General features: G+C 45.6%; 21 protein-coding genes. 20 read left to right on the forward strand and 1 reads right to left on the reverse strand.

The genetic code is table 11. The features are described 5' to 3' along the window. Window positions 1–2: 2 nt before the first annotated feature. Window positions 3–1,238, reverse strand: coding sequence for a hypothetical protein (locus ACOBQJ_RS03190; protein ID WP_421070278.1), 1,236 nt, complete (start codon window positions 1,236–1,238; stop codon window positions 3–5). 242 nt (window positions 1,239–1,480) lie between these two features. Here ACOBQJ_RS03190 and ACOBQJ_RS03195 point away from each other — a divergent pair, with 242 nt between their 5' ends. From ACOBQJ_RS03195 to ACOBQJ_RS03290, 20 genes are all read left to right on the forward strand, one after another. Then, the gene (locus ACOBQJ_RS03195; RefSeq protein ID WP_421070279.1) at window positions 1,481–3,214 is read left to right on the forward strand and encodes a M23 family metallopeptidase; all 1,734 of its coding nucleotides are present in this window, start codon (window positions 1,481–1,483) and stop codon (window positions 3,212–3,214) included. Window positions 3,215–3,299: 85 nt separating this feature from the next. Continuing rightward, window positions 3,300–4,259: a hypothetical protein gene (locus tag ACOBQJ_RS03200; RefSeq protein WP_421070280.1), complete on the forward strand. Its 960-nt coding sequence runs from the start codon at window positions 3,300–3,302 to the stop codon at window positions 4,257–4,259. Window positions 4,260–4,261: 2 nt separating this feature from the next. Further along, the gene (locus ACOBQJ_RS03205; protein WP_421070281.1) at window positions 4,262–5,776 is read left to right on the forward strand and encodes an AAA family ATPase; all 1,515 of its coding nucleotides are present in this window, start codon (window positions 4,262–4,264) and stop codon (window positions 5,774–5,776) included. A gap of 15 nt (window positions 5,777–5,791) precedes the next feature. Then, entirely contained in the window at window positions 5,792–6,775 is a 984-nt protein-coding gene (locus ACOBQJ_RS03210; RefSeq protein ID WP_421070282.1) for a cellulose synthase operon protein YhjQ/BcsQ, read from the forward strand. A gap of 10 nt (window positions 6,776–6,785) precedes the next feature. Then, window positions 6,786–8,135, forward strand: a complete 1,350-nt coding sequence (locus tag ACOBQJ_RS03215) for an AAA family ATPase (RefSeq protein WP_421070283.1) — start codon at window positions 6,786–6,788, stop codon at window positions 8,133–8,135. A 94-nt stretch (window positions 8,136–8,229) separates the two neighbouring features. Beyond that, a complete protein-coding gene (locus tag ACOBQJ_RS03220) occupies window positions 8,230–9,438 on the forward strand; it encodes a CpaF family protein (protein ID WP_421070284.1) in 1,209 nt (402 codons plus the stop codon). 3 nt (window positions 9,439–9,441) lie between these two features. After that, a complete protein-coding gene (locus ACOBQJ_RS03225) occupies window positions 9,442–10,044 on the forward strand; it encodes an SAF domain-containing protein (RefSeq protein ID WP_421070285.1) in 603 nt (200 codons plus the stop codon). Between the two features lie 4 nt (window positions 10,045–10,048). Next, window positions 10,049–10,924 (forward strand): type II secretion system F family protein, encoded by an 876-nt coding sequence (locus tag ACOBQJ_RS03230; protein ID WP_421070286.1) that lies wholly within the window; start codon window positions 10,049–10,051, stop codon window positions 10,922–10,924. 12 nt (window positions 10,925–10,936) lie between these two features. Further along, window positions 10,937–11,242 carry a hypothetical protein gene (locus ACOBQJ_RS03235; protein WP_421070287.1) on the forward strand — a complete coding sequence of 102 codons (306 nt, stop codon included), beginning with the start codon at window positions 10,937–10,939 and terminating at the stop codon, window positions 11,240–11,242. 40 nt (window positions 11,243–11,282) lie between these two features. Then, window positions 11,283–12,149, forward strand: a complete 867-nt coding sequence (locus ACOBQJ_RS03240) for a type II secretion system F family protein (RefSeq protein ID WP_421070288.1) — start codon at window positions 11,283–11,285, stop codon at window positions 12,147–12,149. A gap of 30 nt (window positions 12,150–12,179) precedes the next feature. Further along, a complete protein-coding gene (locus tag ACOBQJ_RS03245) occupies window positions 12,180–12,359 on the forward strand; it encodes a hypothetical protein (protein WP_421070289.1) in 180 nt (59 codons plus the stop codon). A 65-nt stretch (window positions 12,360–12,424) separates the two neighbouring features. Further along, window positions 12,425–13,009, forward strand: a complete 585-nt coding sequence (locus ACOBQJ_RS03250) for an A24 family peptidase (protein ID WP_421070290.1) — start codon at window positions 12,425–12,427, stop codon at window positions 13,007–13,009. Then, window positions 13,009–13,434: a TadE/TadG family type IV pilus assembly protein gene (locus tag ACOBQJ_RS03255; protein ID WP_421070291.1), complete on the forward strand. Its 426-nt coding sequence runs from the start codon at window positions 13,009–13,011 to the stop codon at window positions 13,432–13,434. Before ACOBQJ_RS03250 ends, ACOBQJ_RS03255 begins: the two co-directional genes overlap by 1 nt. Then, a complete protein-coding gene (locus ACOBQJ_RS03260) occupies window positions 13,427–13,975 on the forward strand; it encodes a hypothetical protein (RefSeq protein WP_421070292.1) in 549 nt (182 codons plus the stop codon). The genes ACOBQJ_RS03255 and ACOBQJ_RS03260 overlap by 8 nt, the downstream gene beginning before the upstream one ends. A gap of 10 nt (window positions 13,976–13,985) precedes the next feature. Next, on the forward strand, window positions 13,986–14,378 hold the full coding sequence (locus tag ACOBQJ_RS03265; protein WP_421070293.1) for a hypothetical protein: 393 nt from the start codon (window positions 13,986–13,988) through the stop codon (window positions 14,376–14,378). A gap of 73 nt (window positions 14,379–14,451) precedes the next feature. Then, window positions 14,452–15,381, forward strand: a complete 930-nt coding sequence (locus ACOBQJ_RS03270) for a copper amine oxidase N-terminal domain-containing protein (protein ID WP_421070294.1) — start codon at window positions 14,452–14,454, stop codon at window positions 15,379–15,381. 33 nt (window positions 15,382–15,414) lie between these two features. Then, a complete protein-coding gene (locus ACOBQJ_RS03275) occupies window positions 15,415–15,858 on the forward strand; it encodes a hypothetical protein (protein ID WP_421070295.1) in 444 nt (147 codons plus the stop codon). Further along, window positions 15,859–17,358, forward strand: a complete 1,500-nt coding sequence (locus ACOBQJ_RS03280; protein ID WP_421070296.1) for an Ig-like domain-containing protein — start codon at window positions 15,859–15,861, stop codon at window positions 17,356–17,358. A 5-nt stretch (window positions 17,359–17,363) separates the two neighbouring features. Continuing rightward, window positions 17,364–18,413, forward strand: coding sequence for a hypothetical protein (locus ACOBQJ_RS03285; RefSeq protein WP_421070297.1), 1,050 nt, complete (start codon window positions 17,364–17,366; stop codon window positions 18,411–18,413). Window positions 18,414–18,459: 46 nt separating this feature from the next. Further along, the gene (locus ACOBQJ_RS03290) at window positions 18,460–20,676 is read left to right on the forward strand and encodes a hypothetical protein (RefSeq protein WP_421070298.1); all 2,217 of its coding nucleotides are present in this window, start codon (window positions 18,460–18,462) and stop codon (window positions 20,674–20,676) included.

Here is a 20,676-nt window from a genome sequence, read left to right on the forward strand (position 1 = left end):
CTTTACAGCAATCCGTATTCCTTGGAATCGCGCCCCGAACCGTTATGGGCTACAACGTAGCTTGCGGCTCGGCAGGTCGGGAGGTCTTCGGGTTCAAGAACAGAGAGGCTGTAATAGTCGGTGCGTATTTTCTCAAAGATAAGGATTTTGCTGACGAGCCAGCCGATTCCGTTAATCGAGTGGATTTTAACCCCACCCGCGCTTTCGCCTTTAAGCTGAATGCGCCAGGAGCCGTTATTGGTAGCGAACTTTATTGTACACGTCAAGTAATCGATGCCGTAATAGTTTACGGTAATGTCTTTGACGACCGTCGTATCTTCCGGTTGGATATCAAAAAAGGCTACTCCGCCAAGGATAATGTTTGGGTTGTCCGTTTCATAACGGCTGCCGACGCCGCTCCCGCTGACGATGTTTCCTAACTTTGAAAGGTCGAGAATGTTTCGGGAGCCACCCGTCAGTCTTCTCGTTTCAAACCATATACGTTCACTTGCGTTTGTAGCCTCAATAACGTGAGCGGCTTGGACGGTTTCGCCCCTTCTGACCTGTACCCGTCTGCCTGCGGGACACGGCGCGGGTTCGCCGCCCTGTATTCTGGGCAGACCCGCTCTCCTTTGACGACCGAACAAAGTATCCCGTCCCGCCTGAGCGCGTCTTGCCCTTTCCTCATTCTGTTCGATGCGCTGCCTGACCTCACGAATTACATATCCTGCGCGTTCAAGCTCGATGATGTCGCCCTCGTTCTCTATTCGGCGTGAGCATTCATTATCGGGGTTCGTATAGTTCACAAGCAGAGCGGCAAAGGGCGTATGCAGTTCGTCATACTCGGGAGTTCCGACGGTACAGTCTTTGCATTGGCAACTTTCAAAGTTCGTCCACAGCCCGCCGCCGGTGAGGTTGTTTGACCCGACCGCCATCCAGATGTCCGTGTCATTCTCCAATAAGTAAACTTTTGGGTGGAACGTCGTCGCGCTGTCCTCTGAATGAACTACATACAAGGCGTCGCAAAGCGGCAACAGGTTCTGCAGTGCCTCATAGGTTGTCCCTTGGATATCCACGCCGACGAATATTTGAATATTTCCGCCCCTTGCCTTAAAGCGTTCAAGCGCGGGTTTCATACGCAAAACACCACTGTTTTTTGCAAACGCGGCCAAGATTGTCAAGCGGTTATAATTCTCTTGCAGCTTCGTAATCAGTATTTCGCCAAGCTGCCCGTTAAAAGGTTGATTGATTAGCGGCACACGACCACGGCTCCCTTCCATACAGAAATGTTCCTATTGTTTAATAAAATATTGTATCATATCCAATAGTTGGGTACAATGCTTATATGTTGACAAACCAAAGACCATACCAAGGGTTTTATCCTTCAGTGTGGTCTTTACTTGTTGCCTCCGCTTGAAGAGAGTCGGTCAAAAATTTACTTGTTTTCGTAAATCCCTAAGTTGAACTCCCTTTATAGGGGGTTTTTTTATGAGGTGATTTGATGAACGAAAATGATTTAATGGAGAAATTCAAAAGATTAGGCGCTGCTTTAGCAAAAAAAGGAGGTAAATATCTCCTTAAGATTTTAGCACCCTATCTGCCGGTTATTGGTTTTGTGCTTTTTGTTATATTGCTCATAGTTGGGCTTATAGGAGCTGTGTATTCGGCTCTGCCCAATACAGAAGGTTCTAATCGGCAGGTAGGTATACTCGCAGATGCCAATATTTCATCCCAGGACGAGGAAATGTATAAGGAATATAAAGAGTTGGTTAATAAATACAACGTTGAAGACACCTGGGTTGTTAACGAATTGGCTAACACCCCCGGATGCGATGGGTGTGAAGAAAGCAGTTTAGTTAGTCCGTTTTATCCCGGAACGGGAGTAGTTAACCTTAATAGATTTGCTGACAGGTATGGTAGTGACCAAAAATTAAAACTTCTCTGGTCACAAGTTCACGCAGCGGATTTATATAGGGCATACTCATTAGGTGAAGTTAAAATTGAACCTAAAGTAATGGATAAAACTGCTAAAGACCTCCACCCATACTATTACTATAAAAAGTCTGTAGTTGTGGCTTGTGGGAAGGAAGGGTGTGAAACCAGCGAGGTTTATTTGCTGGTTGAAGCGTATACGATAGAAGGCCATTTTCAGTATCACTACCAATGGACTACAAAATATGGCAACGAAGGGGAAAGTACAACATTCGAAGAATTGGTTAGCACCAAACAAATCCTTCCGAATAAATGGCAGCGGCTTGAGGACTGGATGGTCAAGGAATATAAAGTCACAGACAATGTAGAAGATATTGCACTGGCTAGAACAGGTGTATGGGAAGCAGCACAGGGTTTTTATAACAAAAAAGAATGGATGGATTGGTTAAGTAGTTCAGGGGGTTATACCTACTCATGGATATCAGGAGCGATGGTTCCCGCCGAACTTGTACCATTCTTTGAAAAGGCGGCTGATAAATACGGCATACCTGTTTGGTTCTTAGAGGCTATAGCCTTAATGGAATCTTCGTTTAATGTAACTGCTGAAAATACTACAACTGGCTGCTATGGTCTAATGCAGGTGTCACCGGATAACTGGAAAAAATATGCGCCAGAATTAGGTTACGATGTCGTAGCAGACAAAGATAACCCTGAGGCACAGATTATGGTAGGGGCTTTCATGCTTTACGAGCAGGGTTTAAAGGGTGTGGATTGGGATTCGCCCAAATGGAAAGAGCAAACTTTGGATGTGCTTACTTTCTATGGAGGGTTCAGGGGAAAAGGCGCCAAGGAAGAATGCAGAGATAAATATGCTTCGGTTATATGGGCATATGCCGATCAATTCAAAAACGCAAAGGTTGGATGGCCAGCTCCAACCTGCACAGAAATTTCAAGTCCATTCGGCTGGAGAAGCCACCCTATAACCGGGGAGTATAAGTTCCATGAAGGAATTGATATTCCTGCCGACTGCGGTGAACCAGTTGTTTCAATCTCAGGTGGAATGGCATACACAGGTAACAGTAGTGGGAGCGGGAACTACGTTGTCGTCAAAGACGGCACATATGAATATTGGTACTTACACCTTTCTGAGCAGACAGTTGTAAGTGGGCAGCAGGTAGTACCAGGTCAGGAAGTTGGGAAGGTGGGAGACACGGGGGCATCAAAAGGGTGTCACCTGCACTTTAGTGTTTATCCTCTTGACAGCTCTGAAGCGATTGACCCGCTGTTGATATTAGGTAGATAAAAAGAATGGTATTGCATATTAAAGACAGGGTGGTTAACAGACGTTAACCACCTTAATATTTTAAAACTAAGGTGGTGAAAACCTATTGAACAAACCGGCGAACAACATACTTCTTGCCACAGGGCTCAGTCAGACAGAGAAAGAAACTGAAGTTGAACTCAAGAAGAGGGGACACAACTGCTGGCGATGCTACCACCGCACTACTGTGTTGGAGGTGGCGGAAAAGAGAGACGCGGAAGTGATTGTCCTCGGTCCCAACCTGGACGGTGACGGGGACTTGTTTCAAACAGTGATCATACCGCTGTGGAAGGTTGGGACAAGAATTGTGTTTCTACCTGGTGCGGTAGACATGCCGGATACAAGAGAATGGGTGAAAAAACTCTATGATCTTGGTGTTTACTGCTATGTCTACGATTTGGTAACAGCAAAGAAAATCATTGAAAGGATTTATAATCCCGGAACCCCCGGGAGTATCGTCGATGGCATAAAAAAAGCAACTTCAGACAAAAACATGAGGAATCAGATTGATAAGGCCTTCGACGAAAAAGAACAATCTGGCGCCAAAAAAAAGAACGGCTTCTTGCAGAGGTTTGCAAAGAAAAGTGATAAACCAGTAGTTAAGGAAAATAAAAAGCCGGCCATTAAAAACGTACCACATGTGCGTACCGGGCAGGCTGAATTCTATAAAGGAGTTACATCCACAGGTGATGTTGCCTATATAGAACAGGAGATAAAGAGCCTGAAGCAGGCTTGCGTTCTAATAGACGCTGACCCGCTTGAAGCCAGCCTGTCAAGTTACTACGGACTAGATCCGAATACCTGGGAAAGCGATTGGCGGATCGGGCTGCTGGCAAAGCCATTCAAGATCGGTAAAAAGGTATCTCTTTTCAGCATCATGCCAGAGCAGGATATTGACGAAAGAGACATCAGGGCTATGAAGGATATAATAGATGCTTCAGTCGCCCAGGATATGAGAGTCATGCTTTATTGCACTGACACAAAAATAATCAAAGCATTAAAACAAAAAATTGAGGAGGCGAGTTAAGTATGATCTATGTAGTTGGCCCGGAGTGGCTGACAGCAAAACTCAGCGATTTAGAGTTGACTGATAAACCTGAAAACGCCCGGTGTGCTGTAATCAAGATGCCGGGTAACGCGAAGGAGATTGAATCGCTGCCGGCTGGACTGCCTGTCCTGATAGTGGTAAGCGGGATGATGTCCTTTGGTGATGCAAAGGCCGTGAGGGGCTTGAAACAGGTCAGCGATAAGGAAGTCTCTGAGGAAGTTAAAAAAATCTTGAAAACCACAGAGAAGGTATCAGAAGATTTTATTGATGACGATGATGACATCATTATCGATTCTGAACCAGAAAAACCTGTTGCGCCTTTAGAACAGAGAAAGCCCGAGCGGTCCGCAAGAAAACCTGAGGTTGTGCGTGAGCCTGAACAACCCATTAAGGAACCCCAGGCAGCGCGAGAACCCGTAAGGAGATTGCCCGTAAGGGAACCGGTGCGGGCGGAGGTAAGGAAGCCTGAAATCGCTCAAGGGGTTAAGCAGCTCCCCAATGCAGAAGTAAAGAAAGCCGAAATCCCCCAAGTGGTCACAAGGTTCCCTATGAAAAAAGAGCCAAGGGTTGAAGCAGTTCAGAGAGAGTCTATTAAGGAGGAACCGGCTGAGCGCCCTACTCAGAAAAAATCATACCGCAAAGAAATCTTAACGCCCCGCACGATGAAGGGTTTGATTATTCCTTCTTATTCGGCTGTCGGCGGGGAAGGGAAAACATTTATGGCAACAAACCTCGGGGCCTTATGCGCCATGACAGGAGTAAGTACCTGCCTGGTTGACCTTGACTTGGGATTTGGCGACATTGAAGTTGCTGCTGGGCTGGTTGACGAAGTAGATAGGTTAAAAGTAATGGATAAAAAGGCTTTTGTCCCACCGAACGGATGGGCAACAGTTACAGACTGGAGGAAATTTGCGGTTAACCTGAAGGCGAATATCCTACGTCACAATTCAGGGCTTTATACAATGCCTTCATATCCGTATGCTGGCGGCCCACTGCCAGAACCTGAAATTGAAGACCTACTCGAAAGGCTCGTAGAAAACTTTGAGCTGGTTGTGGTTGACCTTGGTGTTGACGGCTTCTCAAGCCAGGCAAAAGTTGCCCTGAGGATGGCAAATGCCATAATGATTGTTGCAGGGCAGGATACGAAAACAATCGCTAAAATGTCCCACTTCCTCAATCAGGAGGGCGGCATAAACAGTAAGATGCAGTTGGTGTTCAATAAACGCACATCAACAGCTTATTACGAGCCAAGAGAAGTCGCCAAGAAAATGGGATTCGATAAGTATTACAGCGTCCCCTTGGACGAGGCTGGAGTTATCGCCGCAAAGCGACTGAGAAAACTTGTCGTACAAGTACCCGGTACTCCGGCGGGGGAAGCAATACGGTCATATGCCGCAGCGATCACGCCTTTTAATATTCCAGCGGGCGAGGTTGTGGTCAACCGTAAAGCCCCAAGTATTTTTTCAAAACTATTCGCAAAGCTGAAAAGAGCTTAGAAAGGAGATGGTTTTTTGTATATTCACAGCATGCTCAACGCTGAGGTAAACGAAAAACTGGCCGCAAGATTAAATATTCCCGTTAAGTCTGAAAAAGACGGTGAACCGGCATTTACGGTCATCGTTAAAAGCAGCCAGGGGGGAATCGAAACCCCAACGCCGTATATAACCAACCCCAAGAAAACAGTTGTTATCGCCGGAAAAAACGATGAAGAGGGCTGGGCTTTTGCTGAAGAAGCTGAAAAAGCTGGTCTGGGAGAAGAACAAATATTCTTCATGCCGGTCAAATTAAAGGAACTCGTCGAAGTGATCTCCCGCCTGATGGAAGCCGATGGTGGAACCGAAGACATCTCATGGTCAACCGACACTGTTAATGAAACTAGGGCAAAAACAATCGCAGTGGCTGGGTTACGCGGAGGAGTCGGAAGGAGCACCGTGGCCGCTTCGCTGGCGGATTACTTTAAAGGAATAGGTGAAAAGGTAGCCGTAATCGATCTCGGCTCTCCGCCCGTGGTCAATATGCACTTTGGGATTGAGGCCGCGGATGAAACAAGGGATGGGATGGTAGTCCTAAAAGGCGATGTGGACATATATGTCCCCGAGACGGGCGTCTGGGATTATCCATCTGATAACCTTCAGAAGATCGTGTCAGAATTGAATCTACAATACAGGCGTGTAATTATCGACCTGCCGCCGGAGCCAAGGCATCAGCATATGGAAGCTATAAATCTTGACTGCCTGGTGGTGGTGTTCGACTACGACATGATCTTGTCAGCAAAGCCTGCGGCTGCTGTGCAAGGCGGCATATTCGTCTACAACAAGGCCGTACCGGAAGTATCCCAGTTGTTAGCGGCCAGCATCCTGGGAGACATCGAGCCGATTGTCATAAAAATGGATATCGAAGGATGCAACGCGGCTCTTTCCGATAACAAGCCGGCCTATGTTTACAGCGAAGCAGTAGCTCAGGGTATCGGCCAACTGGCTGCCAGAATCGGGTAGGGGGGATAATATGATCAAACTAGCTATAGCAGGTCCGCAGGATTTTACGGAATACCTGCAAAGGCGACTGCAGCGGGAAGCAAAAGAAATCACGCTGATAAATGTCACCAACGAGCCAGTGTACACAATGGAAAGCATCGAAAACCCGAAGTTGAACGCAGATGTGTTCTTGTTGGGTTACGATGACAGGGAGATAGAACTTCTCGCTGATGTGGCGATTCGGAACAAGATGAAATCGGTCATCTTTGTTTCCACCGATGATCCTTCCAAAGTCTTTTTGAAGTGGGCAAAATACAAGATTAAGGCCGCAAAAAGAAACAGGGAGATCGATTCCATCCTTGAGTTCTTTAAAGAACGCCCTGAGCTCATAAGAAATAAGACATCTCCTCAAGTCGTATATGACCAGGAAGAACAGGACGACAGCGCAACCAGGATCGAGATGGTCAAGAATAAAGGCGTAGGTAGCCATAGTGTATTTGAGAAGAAAGTGATAGTGGTTTACGGTCCCAAAGGAGGGATCGGCAAATCCGTCACTGTTATTTCGATGGCAAAGAGCCTAGTTGCATTGGCAAACCTCCGGGTTGCGATACTTGACCTGGAGTTTAACAGGGATTACGGAGATGTCATGCGTTACTTCGGGGTTGTGGGCGGCGAAAAAGACAAAACAGTTGATCTTAAGCCGGCTGAACGATTTAAGGGTCTGGCTCTGCCAAGTGAAAAGACATTACTTGGCTGGAGTCGCTTCCCATGGGAACTTCGCCACAACCGGGAAGTAGTTGAGGAATCCTTGGTGAAATTCAGCAACAATCTGTACTACCTGCCTCCAATGAGGTCAATGATGGATGAAAAAAATATCACCATTGAGTTGGTACAGAAAACCATCGATGTGTTAAAGAGACACTTCCAGGTGGTTCTTGTTGATGGAAGTAATACCTTGACAGACGCCACTATTGGCGCAATTGAAATGAGCGACAATCTGCTGTTGATGACTACGGCGAGCATGACAATCATCGATAGTCTTTCAGACTTTGTATTCAGTACCATAAATCGGATTGAAGGTTCGCCCACTACTGGTATTATCGTCAACGAACTGGATGATTTAGACAGCAGTGTCCCGTCGGACATTAATAAAATAACAGGTTTCGTTGTTCAAGGTATACTTCCCAGAGATGAAGAGTTAAGGAAGATGGTAAATAACAGCTATGTTCCTTACATTGGAGCCAACGACATCCCGTATACCAGGGGAATACAAAGACTACTAAGCAGTCTGTTTCCAATGGCCAACTTAACCAACGCGCCCGAACCCAAGCGGAACTTCCTTAGTGGATTCCTGAAGAAGTTCAGGAAAGCTTCGGCTTAGGGGGTGAACGGCACTGAGTATCAAAGGATTATCAGGAACTTCCGAGATCCTGCAAGCGAGACGGAAAAACAGTAACACGAGAATCTTCAACCAGATGGAGCAAATCGTAGATACATGCCGGAAGCATGTCCTGTCCCTCTTTCAAAAGGGACAGGATGTAGACGATGTCCTTGATAGCGAGTTAAACTCGTTTCTTCAGAGGAAATACCCGGAGTTGAGTTTTGCTGAGAAAAATGAAGCTGTAAAAATCATTAAAGACGACATCAAGGGCTACGGCCCCGTTCAGGATCTCATGGACGACAATACGATAACCGACATTGTCGTCATTAAGCCGGACAGAATCGTCTACGAGCAAAACGGAGAAATAAAACTTGCAACCGCAGGGTTCTGGAGTGAATCACACCTGCGGTTATTTATTGAAAGGCTGTGCCACCGCGGTAAAAGAAAAGTGGACGAGTCAAGTCCGACTATTTCACTCAAACTCCCCGAAGGATACAGGGTGGCAATATCAATTCCGCCTTTATCTGGCGGCAGTTACCTGGCAATAAGGAAATTCATTTACTGCGGGTCAATAGACGGCATGGTACCAGTGACATTTTCTAAGGAAGGGGCAGAGTTCTTGAAGGCTGCTACAAGGGCCATGGTAAACATGGTCTTTGTTGGCTCAATGGGAACCGGCAAGACTACCATGATTGCCGTCCTTGGGCATGAGTTTGCCCCTATGGACCTACCCCTTCTGGTAGAAGAAGTTGAGGAATGCCCGCTGGATCACCAGAACCTTCGTAAATATGTCGCAAGGCCGCCGAACATTGAGGGCAAAGGAGAAATCAAATTTGATTACATCCTGAAACACGCCCTTCAGACACGCGGCAATAGGATACTGGTGGCGGAGGTCAGGGACGGGGCGATATTTTATATGCTCCGGGCTATGGCTACCGGCCAGTCAGGAATGGGGACACTCCACGCTGAGTCACCCCAGGATGCGGTTCGGGTACAGATACCAATGCTGATGGGGCAGGCTCCCGAGGCGTCAGCTATGGATCAGGCAACAAGGAACCTGATTATCAGCTCTGCCATTGACCTGGTGGTTCAAATGGCAAAGGAATGCGACGAGAACGGCAAAGAGATCAGGGTATGCACCCATATATCTGAAGTCCAGCACTCTCAGGGGGATGCTGTTCAGGTAAAAGATATCTTTGTTAGGCGGAACAGGGAAATGGTACCAACGGGATATGTTCCCGAAAGAATACTGAAGAAAATGAATAAGAAAAAAGTTCACTACAATTTAAAAGGAGGGCAATAGGGTTTGAAAAACTACAAAACATTTTTTATTGCTGCCGTCTTCTGCGCTGTGATGGCGGCCCTGGTTGGGGTGTACGGCTATAATACAGTCGCTAAGATGGCAACAGTCGCAGTTGCATCGAAAGACATCATGGCAGACGAAATAGCAAGTGATAAGAATATAACCATTGGCAAAGAACCCGCCGGTTCGCTCAAGGAGGATTCCATACGGAATATGAGCGATTTAAAAGGAATGGTTGCAAAAGGATATATTCCGGCCGGCACACCTCTGCGTAAGTCTATGTTCATGGCTAACGCCGGAGCAGGTGTCGCGGCAAGATTGGGAACCCTCGACGGCAATCTAGTAGCCGTGGCTGTCCCTGAATCAACAGACACCAGCGTTGGAGGCTCTTTGAAACGAGGGGACAAGGTAACTGTCAAGAGTGCTTCCCGTGCGGGTGCAAAGGAAACTCTGTCACCCAAGGCAGAGGTGCTTGATGTACCCAACAAAGAAACAGGTGTGACAGCGGTGCTGTTAGCCCTTACTCCGGCTGAGGCAGAGAGAATAGCACAGGCCAGAGCAACAACCCAGACTGTTTGGTGCGAACTCCTTCCAGTTAGGAGCTGATAATATGCTAATTGTATTCGCCCTTTCGTTATTCGGGTTCGTAATGCTGCTTGCTATTGGCATTATAAAAAAATCAAAGAGTTCTCCACTGGTTGAATTGCTCAACAGAGATAATCGTGAAGATAAACCAGAAATAAAAGTGTATTTTCTTGACTCCCTGTGGGACATAAAACCTCAAATGAGAAGCAAATCATTACAGCAGGGGCTGATAGCTTCTGCTGTAGCGTTTATTGCAGGGCTTATGTTTGCTCCACAGGCTTCGTTAATATTCGCGGTCATAGCTTTTGTTATAGCCCCCAGAGCGGTAAACACTCTTGAGGAAAACACGAGGAAGCGTTCCTTTTTTAAGAGCTTCCCTCATGCTATAGCGGAAGTAGCGGCAGTTGCAAGAACCCAGACCATGCTGGATGGATTTAAGGTAGTGGCAAAAGAACACCGCCCGCCTGTATCTGAGGTTTTTGGATATATCGCTGAAGCAGTGGAAAACGGCTCAAAACTTCACACAGCAGTAATGGAAGCCCATAAGCAATATCAATACCCGGGCCTTGATAAACTAAGCGACGCTGTCCGTATTATCGAAGAGCTGGGCGGCGGTGAAAGATCGGCAGAGGTATTAAATTCAGCGGCCGACCACATACGGTTCCTTGAAAGGTTCCGTGGTAAGGTTGACGCTGCTGTAGGCGGAATCGTTAAGGAGATTGGCCTGGCGACGGCTATCGTGGTCGGTTATTTCATTATAACCTCTGGCCCCGGCACAGAAGGCTGGGACAGCGTTAAAAACCACGTAGGGATTGTTATGGTTGGTTTCGCAGCAATAGGCGCCGGCTGGTATTTCTCGTTGAAGAAAATCCAAGATTTTAAGAATAAAAGCTATATGTAAGAAGGTGATCCCATGGAGAGCGCCTTTCTTAGTAGTATCGGTGAAGCCTCCAGGCAGATGGAAGCCTATCAGCAAATTACTGATTATTTCTTAGTTGGCCTGGTTTTTACGGTACTGTGCGTGCTGACAGCCAGGTTTACATTCAGGGCTTGGCTGTTCTCTTTCATGGGAAAGAAAAACGGAGTCTTTGTTTCAACTATCTGCGAGGCTTTCGCGATGGTATTTTATGTTGTCACAGCATATCAGGACCCGAAGATTATACTCGGGTCACTGGTATGGGGTGCGGTTATTTACAAGGCGTTTATATACGGAATATAGGAGGTGGTATATTATCAGGCTCGATGTATTAATCGGCGCTATGATCCTCTGCAGTATGGCGGCGTTTTTCGCCGGAATTTATCAACTTAGAACGCGAAATCGAATACTGGAAAAAATGGCCGCGGTATCAAAAAGCTCAAAAGCTGAAAAACCGGCTGTGTTCAGTGCCGTAGGGGAGTCTGTTGAGAAACTATTGAAGAAAGTTGGCTGGTCTACTGACTTTGAACAGATAGACAAAAAGCTCTTTCTTGCAAAAAGACCTCTTAACCTGTTTGCCCAGGAGTTTATAGGGGCATGGGTTATCATGGTGGCGGTAGTTATGATAATTGCCGTCGTATTATGCTTCACAGGAGCAGTCCCGCCCTTCGTGGCTGTGCTTGTAACCCTGTTTGCAGTTATGCTTCCTCACCTGGTTGTTACCAACTCGTCTGATGAAGGCAGAGAGAAACTGAGTACGGAAGTCATAGAACTGGTTTCAAAAATGGAACTAGGCGTATCAGCCGGGCTTAGCCCGACAAGGGTGCTTGAATGGGCTGCCGAAGGCGAAGGGATGCTGGCTGCAATCTTAAAAACAGCCAATAAAGAAATCTCGATGGGGAAAATGGCATACGCGGTCTTTAATAAAATTGCTGAAGACTATGGTGTGCCTGAAGCCAGAGATGTCGCGGTAAGCCTTAAGCAGGCTGAAATACAGGGCTTGAATATAGCCCAGGTCTTGGTTGAGTTAGCCCGCGACATGAGAGATAGAAGGGAAAGGGACGCTGAAATCCAGGTAGTTAAACTTAAACCAACGCTGGAAGGGATTATGACCGCGATGGTCATGGTTGCAGCTATTACCCTTATGATCGGGCCTCTCGTGGCTGAAAACATGGGTGTGCTCGACATGATGATATCCAAGGACTTTTAACCCAAACAATTCCAAAAGGAGGGGATGTAGGTGTTCGAAGCACTTAAAAAATTATGGAATGACAGGCGTGGCGGCCCGCTTGAAAAAGCGGTAATCTGGGCATTTTTGCTTGGCGGTTTCTATTATGTATGGACAAGCACACTCCGCCCGGCATTTCAAGAGTCCGCCGGCAAACAGGCGGAAATCTTAACAACCTCTGGTGAACAGTAAAAGAAAATCAGCATCGGAAAGCCCTCGCAAAAAAGCGGGGGCTTTTTTATTAGGAGGTGTTTTATTTGATCTTATACGGACAACAAGTTACAAGAAAAGAAATTTTAATCTTTATTTCAGTATTTGCGGCAACGGCCTTATTTACCAGTCTTAAAATATTACCGCTGGCATGGTCTATAACGATCCCCATGCTTATCTGGGCGGCATATACGGACATCAGCGAGAGGATTATACCCAACACGGTGCTTGTTGTATTTCTGCTGGTTGGCATCTTCCAGAGTCCTTCTAATGCAGTTATAGGATTAGTTGGATGCTTTGTAATGTTGGTGCCACTGTATATTATGGGAGGTATAGGAGGCGGCGATGTAAAACTGATAGCCAGCTTGGGGGCGGTTCTTGGCTTCTCAGGAGGCGTTTGCGTCTTGTTATACTCCTCAGCGCTTGCACTTGTGTTTATCGCCGTCAGGAAGCTCTTGAACAGAGAGATCGGGGATTTTATCAGGGACAGCATATTCTCAATAAGAACATTTAACTCGGTGAAAATGGAGGTACCGACTGACAAACAGGAGATGTTTAAGAAGACCATCCCGTTTGCAGCGTATGTCCTTCCGGCGGTGCTGGTATATCTTTTTAAAGGGGGGCTTTATTAGTGAGACTCGTAAAAGACCAGAAGGGCGATGTATTGGTGTTTGTGGCAATTATTCTGCCCATTATTCTATTCATTCTGAATTTTACACTGACCTACGGCATTGGCGAATATGCAAAGTCAACAGTGATTACTGCATCCAGGGAGGCCGCCAGGACATACGCTGTAAAACATGACGCTGATATGGCAAGGGAGTCTGCAAGGACAATAGTAGAAAAAACATTTTCAGTTAACGAAAATCAGTTCAACCCTGAAACCGATATTGTCCTCACAGAGGATGGGGACTTTGCAACAGCAACAGTAACTTACAGGGTGCCGGTAGCCGTACCAGCTATGATGCGGTTAATCGGCGTTAATACCACACTCGGGAAATACATGCCCGTAAGTTCAACAGCGAGGTTTATCAAGGAGGCGGTACCTGGTGATTAAAAGGTTAATCAATGACCGCCGTGGGATCGCCCTTGCTTACCCGTTTTTATTTCTGATATTAATATCCTGCTCAGCTCTGGTGCTGGATATCGGAAGGGCTCACATGGTCCAATCAAAGATGCAGTTGATTGATGATTCATCTGCCCTGGCCGGCGCCATGACTGCAGATGTGGAAAGAACAGTCGAGTATCAAACCGAAACCAAGGACGGAGTAATAGTAATAAAGGAAATTCCCGGTGAGACCAAGATAAAGATTAATCCCGAAGAGGCACACAAAGCTGCCAGAAAAGCTGAACAGGCCAACGGCGGGGTATCGGATTTCTGGTCAAAAGTGATGGGTAAATATGTGGTGCATAAAAATGGCCAGTACCTTGACTCAAATGAAACGGGCTGGGCTGGACAGGTTTCAGGTGAGACCGAGTATTACACCGAAACCAGAACGAGGCTTGCTCCTGGCCTCCTTAAATTTATAGGGAATGACGGGATAGAGGTCTACACAAACGGGACAGCAGAAGCGTATATTGACCAACCCATTGAATAGGAGGTAAAGCATGAAAAAAACGATTATTACAAGCATACTGATTTTTGTAGTTGGCGTTCTAATTGGGGCTTGCGGGTTGTATCTCGCTAGAGAGGTAATCCCGGTTCGGAATGCCAAAATGATTGCACAGGAGCAACAGAAAGAATTGGACAGCATGGTAAGGCAGGGAATTGCCGAGGAAATAACTGCTGATACAATTAAGGTCAATACCGGCAGCGATGTAATCAGCCTGAGAACAAACCAATACACCACGGTCCAGGTCGGCATGACAATGGTAAGCGCCAAAGGCCAGAAAACAGACTTAACAAAATATTTCAAAGCAGGCGAAAACATTGACTTACTGGTTAAGGAAGATCAAGCCTTAGCGATCCACCGGGCCTTAAGACCGGACGAAGTTAAATAAATAACAGATTAGTACCGATTAATAAAATAATAACCAAAAGGAGGAGATAATTATTAAGAAGTTGATGCTATTTATGTTCGTAGTGGCCATGATGGTAATTAGTATTCCTTGGTTGCATGCAGATGCTGCGGAGGGTGAAAGCATAAAGTTTTACCTGGACAGGAGTTACTACGAGGTGGGGAGCAGCAGGACCGATGTGGATGTAGCTCCATATGTTAATTCCGCTAACCGCACCATGGTGCCCTTAAGGTTTTTAGGGAACGCTCTGGGTGTGTCAGATGACAATATTACCTGGGACAGCGGCAGCCAAACCGCGACGCTGAAGCAGGGAGGCAAAACCCTTGAGTTTATGGTTGACAGTTTCAGCTATGTTGCCGACGGGCAGATAAAGCAGATGGATACCGTTCCGGAGCTAACCGGCGGAAGGGTGATGCTTCCTGCCAGGTATGTGGCGGAGGCCTTCGGCTATAAAGTCTACTGGGTGCAAAACGCTAAAGCGGTCATGGTTACGACAAAGACACTGGACACTTCAAAGCCGATGGATGTGTTGCTCTTGGAGGATTTGGGTGGGGTTCCATTGAGATATAATGATGGTTTAGACTTTTGGAGTACCGTTGCAGCAGGAGAGGACTCTTCGATCATGCCAGTTGAATTTAAAAATTCTTCGACTGAAACACGCATAACCGCATTCTATGACGGGACAACACATAAGGAAGTGGATATGCCTTTAATTCAAAAAATTGTTTCTGTTTATGTTCCTGATAAAGCAGACGAAATCAACTCTCTTCTTCAATTGGGCGTAAATGTTTTTGATGACTACAAAAAAACTGGCGAGTGGAATGAATGGCAACAAATTTTGAATAAGAGGCAAAAAGAGACACGCCATCCGTGGGGCACGTCGATATACGACAGTACGAGCAACGGGTACAGGATCATAATATTTCCTTCCGGCACTCTACCCCCAGATATACAAGTAAGTATAATTATCCTAAATAACACTTAAAAATACACCTTTACGTGAAGGAGGGATTGGTAATTGTTGTTCAAAAAAACAATAGTAGTCATATTAGTCCTGGTGGGAATTATCATTATAGCGGGGCTGATATTTACAAAGAAACCTGTAGACGACTACAGGTTTCTTTCTGGCATTTTCAACAAACCTGTAATAGAGGGCGAATTGACAGGCAACGAAGCGATGGATGTAGGGGTTGATGGCAAGGTGATTGGTATCAACATCTATCCGAATAAACTCGACAACCTTGAAGAGATCGAAAAGATCGTTAAAAGGTATTCACCTTCAAGCGAAAGGAGTGAAGCCATCAAAGCGGTTAAGGATAGTTGCGATGCGGTGAAGTCGGGTGATTTTACCGACGGAGCTGAAACCTACAGATACACATCAGAGACAGGCAACAGTATATACATCAGGACCTGGAGTAATTACGGCGGTACGGTTTATATTCTAATTAAGAGGAGTGATTAAGTGTTTAAGTTGAAAAAGATTATCTCTCTGGTGATTTTACTGGCACTCTGTGTGACAATACTTCCATTAAACGCATTAGCCTATAATCCTTTTATTTATGTAATTATGAAGAACGGTGAAGTAAGACAGCTATATTTAGACGTGCAATTTACCGATATCGATCAGGGTTTATTAGTGTACGGCACCCCCCAGGACGTATATGATTACGATGCGGAACCGGCTCAGAGCTACGATAGCGCCACAGGTGAATGGCGCTATTATGGTTTTACCGAAAGCGGATTTCCTTTCAGTAATAAGAATTACCCCAATGACATAGCCGATAGTGTAGACCGGATGGTTCGAGATTACGTGGAAAAACCATGGAATAATCCGTCAATAGGATGCCCGCGAAATACATGGAAGCCGTCAGAATACCAATGGAATGATGTAAAAACACAGCTTGAGGAGCTCGGTTATCCTCCACATATGACAGATTACAGCGCAGTAGATATGTATTGGTCAATACAGTTTTGGCCAACCAGCAGCGGGGTTTTAGAGGGCAGTATACGGGAGTGGCACTGGTATGACGGATATCCCTGCTATGAGACGCACCAAGTACAATTCCCTGAAGATATAGGATTAAACGCAAGATTAATCGTAGAACCGCCCACCGCAACCGTGGCTGTTGGAGAAACCACAGACTATAAAGCCTACCTCGATTATGCCGGTGACGGGCGAGATCAGTTCGATCCGGAAGTAACCACTGACTGCGTTTGGAGTACAGCGGATACAAACATCGGCACTATTGACAGAAGCCGAGGAAGGGCGCTTGGTAAAAACGTAGGACAGACAGGAGTTACCGCAAAATACACCAAGGATGGCTATGACCTGTCTGGTTCTGCGGTATTGATAGTTACAGCAGTCGTAGGGCCTATTACCCCGCCTGGAGGCACCGGTGCGAACGACCTTATCGCAACCAACCTGGAGATACTGGACTCTAACGGGAATCCCGTTTCGGGAAGCGTAGAAGTAAATAAGAAGTACAAGGTAAGGGCTACATTCAGTTCAACATTCAAGACCTCTGGCTACGCTAAGGTGAGGTTCTACATCAAGCGAGAGGCCGGCTGGATGGATATAAGGGAAACTGAAAATGTGTTTATTGAAGCAGAAAGCACTTTCCAAAGGACATGGGATTGGAACGGCACCACGGAAGAAGTAGTCATAATGTCATCCATTGACCGACGTTGGGCAGGTTCGGCCTGGGAGGACGAAAAATTCAACGGCACCGAGGAAGAGATAACCTACGAGAACAACGTCTGCCAAAGGGGAGCCACAGGTACAGAGACAATAAAAGAACCACCCTCAACCGAAAACTATGGGTATCCCCTGTACTATCACCCTGTAAAATACATCGAGGAGCCCATCATCGAGCAGCAGCCCGTCATAGGCTGGAAGAAAGCTATATACATCAAGGATGATACCGAATACATTGTTAAAGTGCGCTTGGTAATACCCGAATAAAAGGGATGCGTAAATTACGCACCCCTTTTATTTATAAGATATTTTTGAAAGGTCTGGTGGTTATGAGTTTTAAGATCCCTATTCAAAATCGGCAAAAGGGTATTAAGAATACCCTATGTTTACTTTTCCTGCTGACAATAGTTTTTACATTTTTCCCTTTTCAATCAGAAGCGGCAGTAATAGAGGCAAGTTATACTGTAAATGCTTTTATGGACAATGGTGATACTTACGAAGTAATTATCCCTGCTGGGCAAAGGCTTAAACAAATAACATTTCCAGTCAACTCACGTTTTAATTCATATACGCCTCGGCCCCTAAGTCTAAGCGTAGACAATGGCGCATGGAGCTACTCAAACTACGGACAAGCCGAAACAGTATCAATTCCTGCAGGTTATGGATATACCAATTTTAAAGTTTACCATAGAATTTACAGCTATGAAGTGGATGTCGACTTTACTTATACTTTTGAATTAATAACCGCTCAAGAAAGTTCACTTCAAACAGCCGTGACTGCGGCTAATACAGCGGCATCCAGGGCTTTGAATAATTACAATATACTCAACAACTCAACTAAGGGTTTATATAAAACCTATGACATAGCAAACACGGCAGCAACCAGGGCTTTACAGGCAGCGGATAATACTTCTTACAGTGGAAACACTGCGGCATACCTGGCTTACCTTGCTTCTCAAGAATCCAGTTATATCGCAGATACACTAATACCAAACATAAACACCAATATCAGCAACCTTGAAACCATTGTAAACAACATCAGCAACGACAGTACCGCACCGATGATAACAAGCCTTTCAGGTTTAAATGGGGCTACCTGCACTACAAGCGGTACGTTTTATGTTGTTGTGTCTGCTTCTGATAATTCTACGGGAATACTCCAGGCCCAGGCTAAAGTTGATAATGGTTCATATGGGAGTTGGGTAAATCTCCCTAATGCTATTCTTGTAACGCTTACAAGCGGAGCACACACGATCACTGTAAACGTAAAAGACGAAGCAGGAAATTCAACGACGCAAACCATGACAGCATTTGGGTTGTAAGAAGAATGGTTATGAAATGCATTATTAAAATGGAGGTGGATTTCGCTTGCGAAGATTTATGCGAGTGCTTATTGTCTGTATGGTTTTGATTTTATCCATGTTGAGCGTGGTATCCGCTGAACAGCAAAAAGAGTGGATTACTATAACGACAAGTGTAGATGCCAGCGGTAATGAGGTAGCTACACAGGTATTCGGTTATTACTTAAATGCAGACGACACAGATCAAGTGTTTGTGGTCTGCGACCCAAGTACCGGAGAAGAAACCGGTGATGCTTATGTTCCTGGTTTCGAAGTGGGCAAGAGGGACGTTATAGTGGGTTATAACATCAAGTATGGTGAGGACTTTAATACTGTAAAGAAAATCAACCCGGTGACAATAAAAATGGCAGCTCCCAATGTGTTTACGGATGTAAAATACACTGACTACAGTTTTGACTATCGCGAACAGACGGGTGAATTAGTTCAGTCAACCTATGGTTCTGCGACCTGGCCCGGGACAACAAAAGGCTTTTTAATACCGGGTGCCGATCCGGATTACTGGTTAGTTGTAAATGAAATCCGCAATCCGAATGGATGGCCGGTCAAGGTTAAAGTCAAATCCGGGATTAGATCATTCCGCAGTTCATTTAGAGGCGGCGGCAATGGGGGCAGTATTAGCAACGAAACAGAGGTTTACCTAGAAGCATATGAAACAAAACATATACTGGTAAACCGGGGGAAACCAGCGGATTGCTATTTTCTCGCGGATGAACTCGAAGAGGGCGATGCTTGGTCCGAGGGCAGACTGTACACGCATGTGACTGAAAACATGGACCCGGAACTACCGGAAAGACTCAAGGACAGTAAAGGGTATATAAAATTTCTTTACACTGTTGGATCGTCACAGCCGAGACCGATTGATTTAAGCGGAGGCTTTGATACAGCTTTCAGACTAACATGCAAAGACACCAAAGGAAACTGGTACTTTGACGGCAGGGTTAAATTCACCGGAAACGGATGGGAAGCTACGCCCAGCTCCGACTCAAGAAACACTCTAAATGTCAAAACTACTTTAGAAAACATATTAAACACCAGTTATTCCTCTGGGTCACTTCCGTATGTCGATGAGAAAACTCTTGAAAACGGAAGTTTTAAGATTTACGAAAGTAAAAACGTAGGTGCGACATTAGCCAACGGGCCTGAAACCCAAATAATAAACGCCGCTGGACCGGCATTGATGGACTATTCAGGGGCAGAAAGAGGTTCTACTTTTGACCTTAACTATGAGGACACACCGACGTTCTCAAGGGATGGGATACCTGCTCTGTTTTACACCCCGATATTCGTTGAGTTTTATCGCTTCGTTCCAAACGAAAACTCAACAGATGTGGGCAGGCTGGTAAAAGAGGTCAAGCCCGGTTTTGCGGTTGCCGCCTCTACTGTAAAAAGACCGCATATTTCAGTTAACGATCAGATGCAAAACTACACCGTAGAAAAAGTTGAAGGTAAGAGTAATGGAAAATATTATAGCTACTGGAAGATTACGCTGAACCATCATGTTACCTTAACAGCGGAGAATCCGGATAGCTATGGCGTACAATTCACAGGCGTAACCATGGCGCTGCCGAACATCTATGATGCGGTTAATAAAATTGAAAGCTACCTCGGACATCGCTATGACGCAGATATTGATGTAAACTCCCCGGATTATTCGGACAAAGATTATGATCCAACAATAGCAAGATTCGATACAATATATCTCGGACCTGACCAGTCAAGCATAATATATGACAGGGATATTACAACAGAAATTTTGATAGACGACGAAGCAGTGAAAGAATATTCTCAGGACGGAGAAAAAAGAGAACGCGATGTAACTATAAAAGAAGAAGAAATTAAAAAAGCTATTGAAAGCACCCTTGAATACATCAACTGGCAAGGTGAAGCAGCGATCCGCACCGGACAAATAAAATTCAGTTCGAGCAACGTGACAGAGCAAATTCTTACCCTCAACAGGTCAGAGCTTATATATCGCGACGATGACCGCAAGAAGTATTACACAAAAAACGTTGGTTTAATTAATACCGAAAACAGATTACTGCAACCGCTTTCTTACTTTGAGGACGGTGTGGCAACAAGGACAACCGACGAATTATGGATTAAACTGCTGGCATCGAGACACATGGGAAGTCACATGAGAAACGATGACGGATTCTGGCCGGAATATGATTACTCCGGAAAGAAAGGCTGGAGATTTGAAGAAAGCCTAAATGAGAGGTATTAG

Source organism: Pelotomaculum propionicicum, assembly GCF_048984525.1.
In the GTDB taxonomy this organism is placed as follows: Bacteria; Bacillota; Desulfotomaculia; order Desulfotomaculales; family Pelotomaculaceae; genus Syntrophopropionicum; species Syntrophopropionicum propionicicum_A.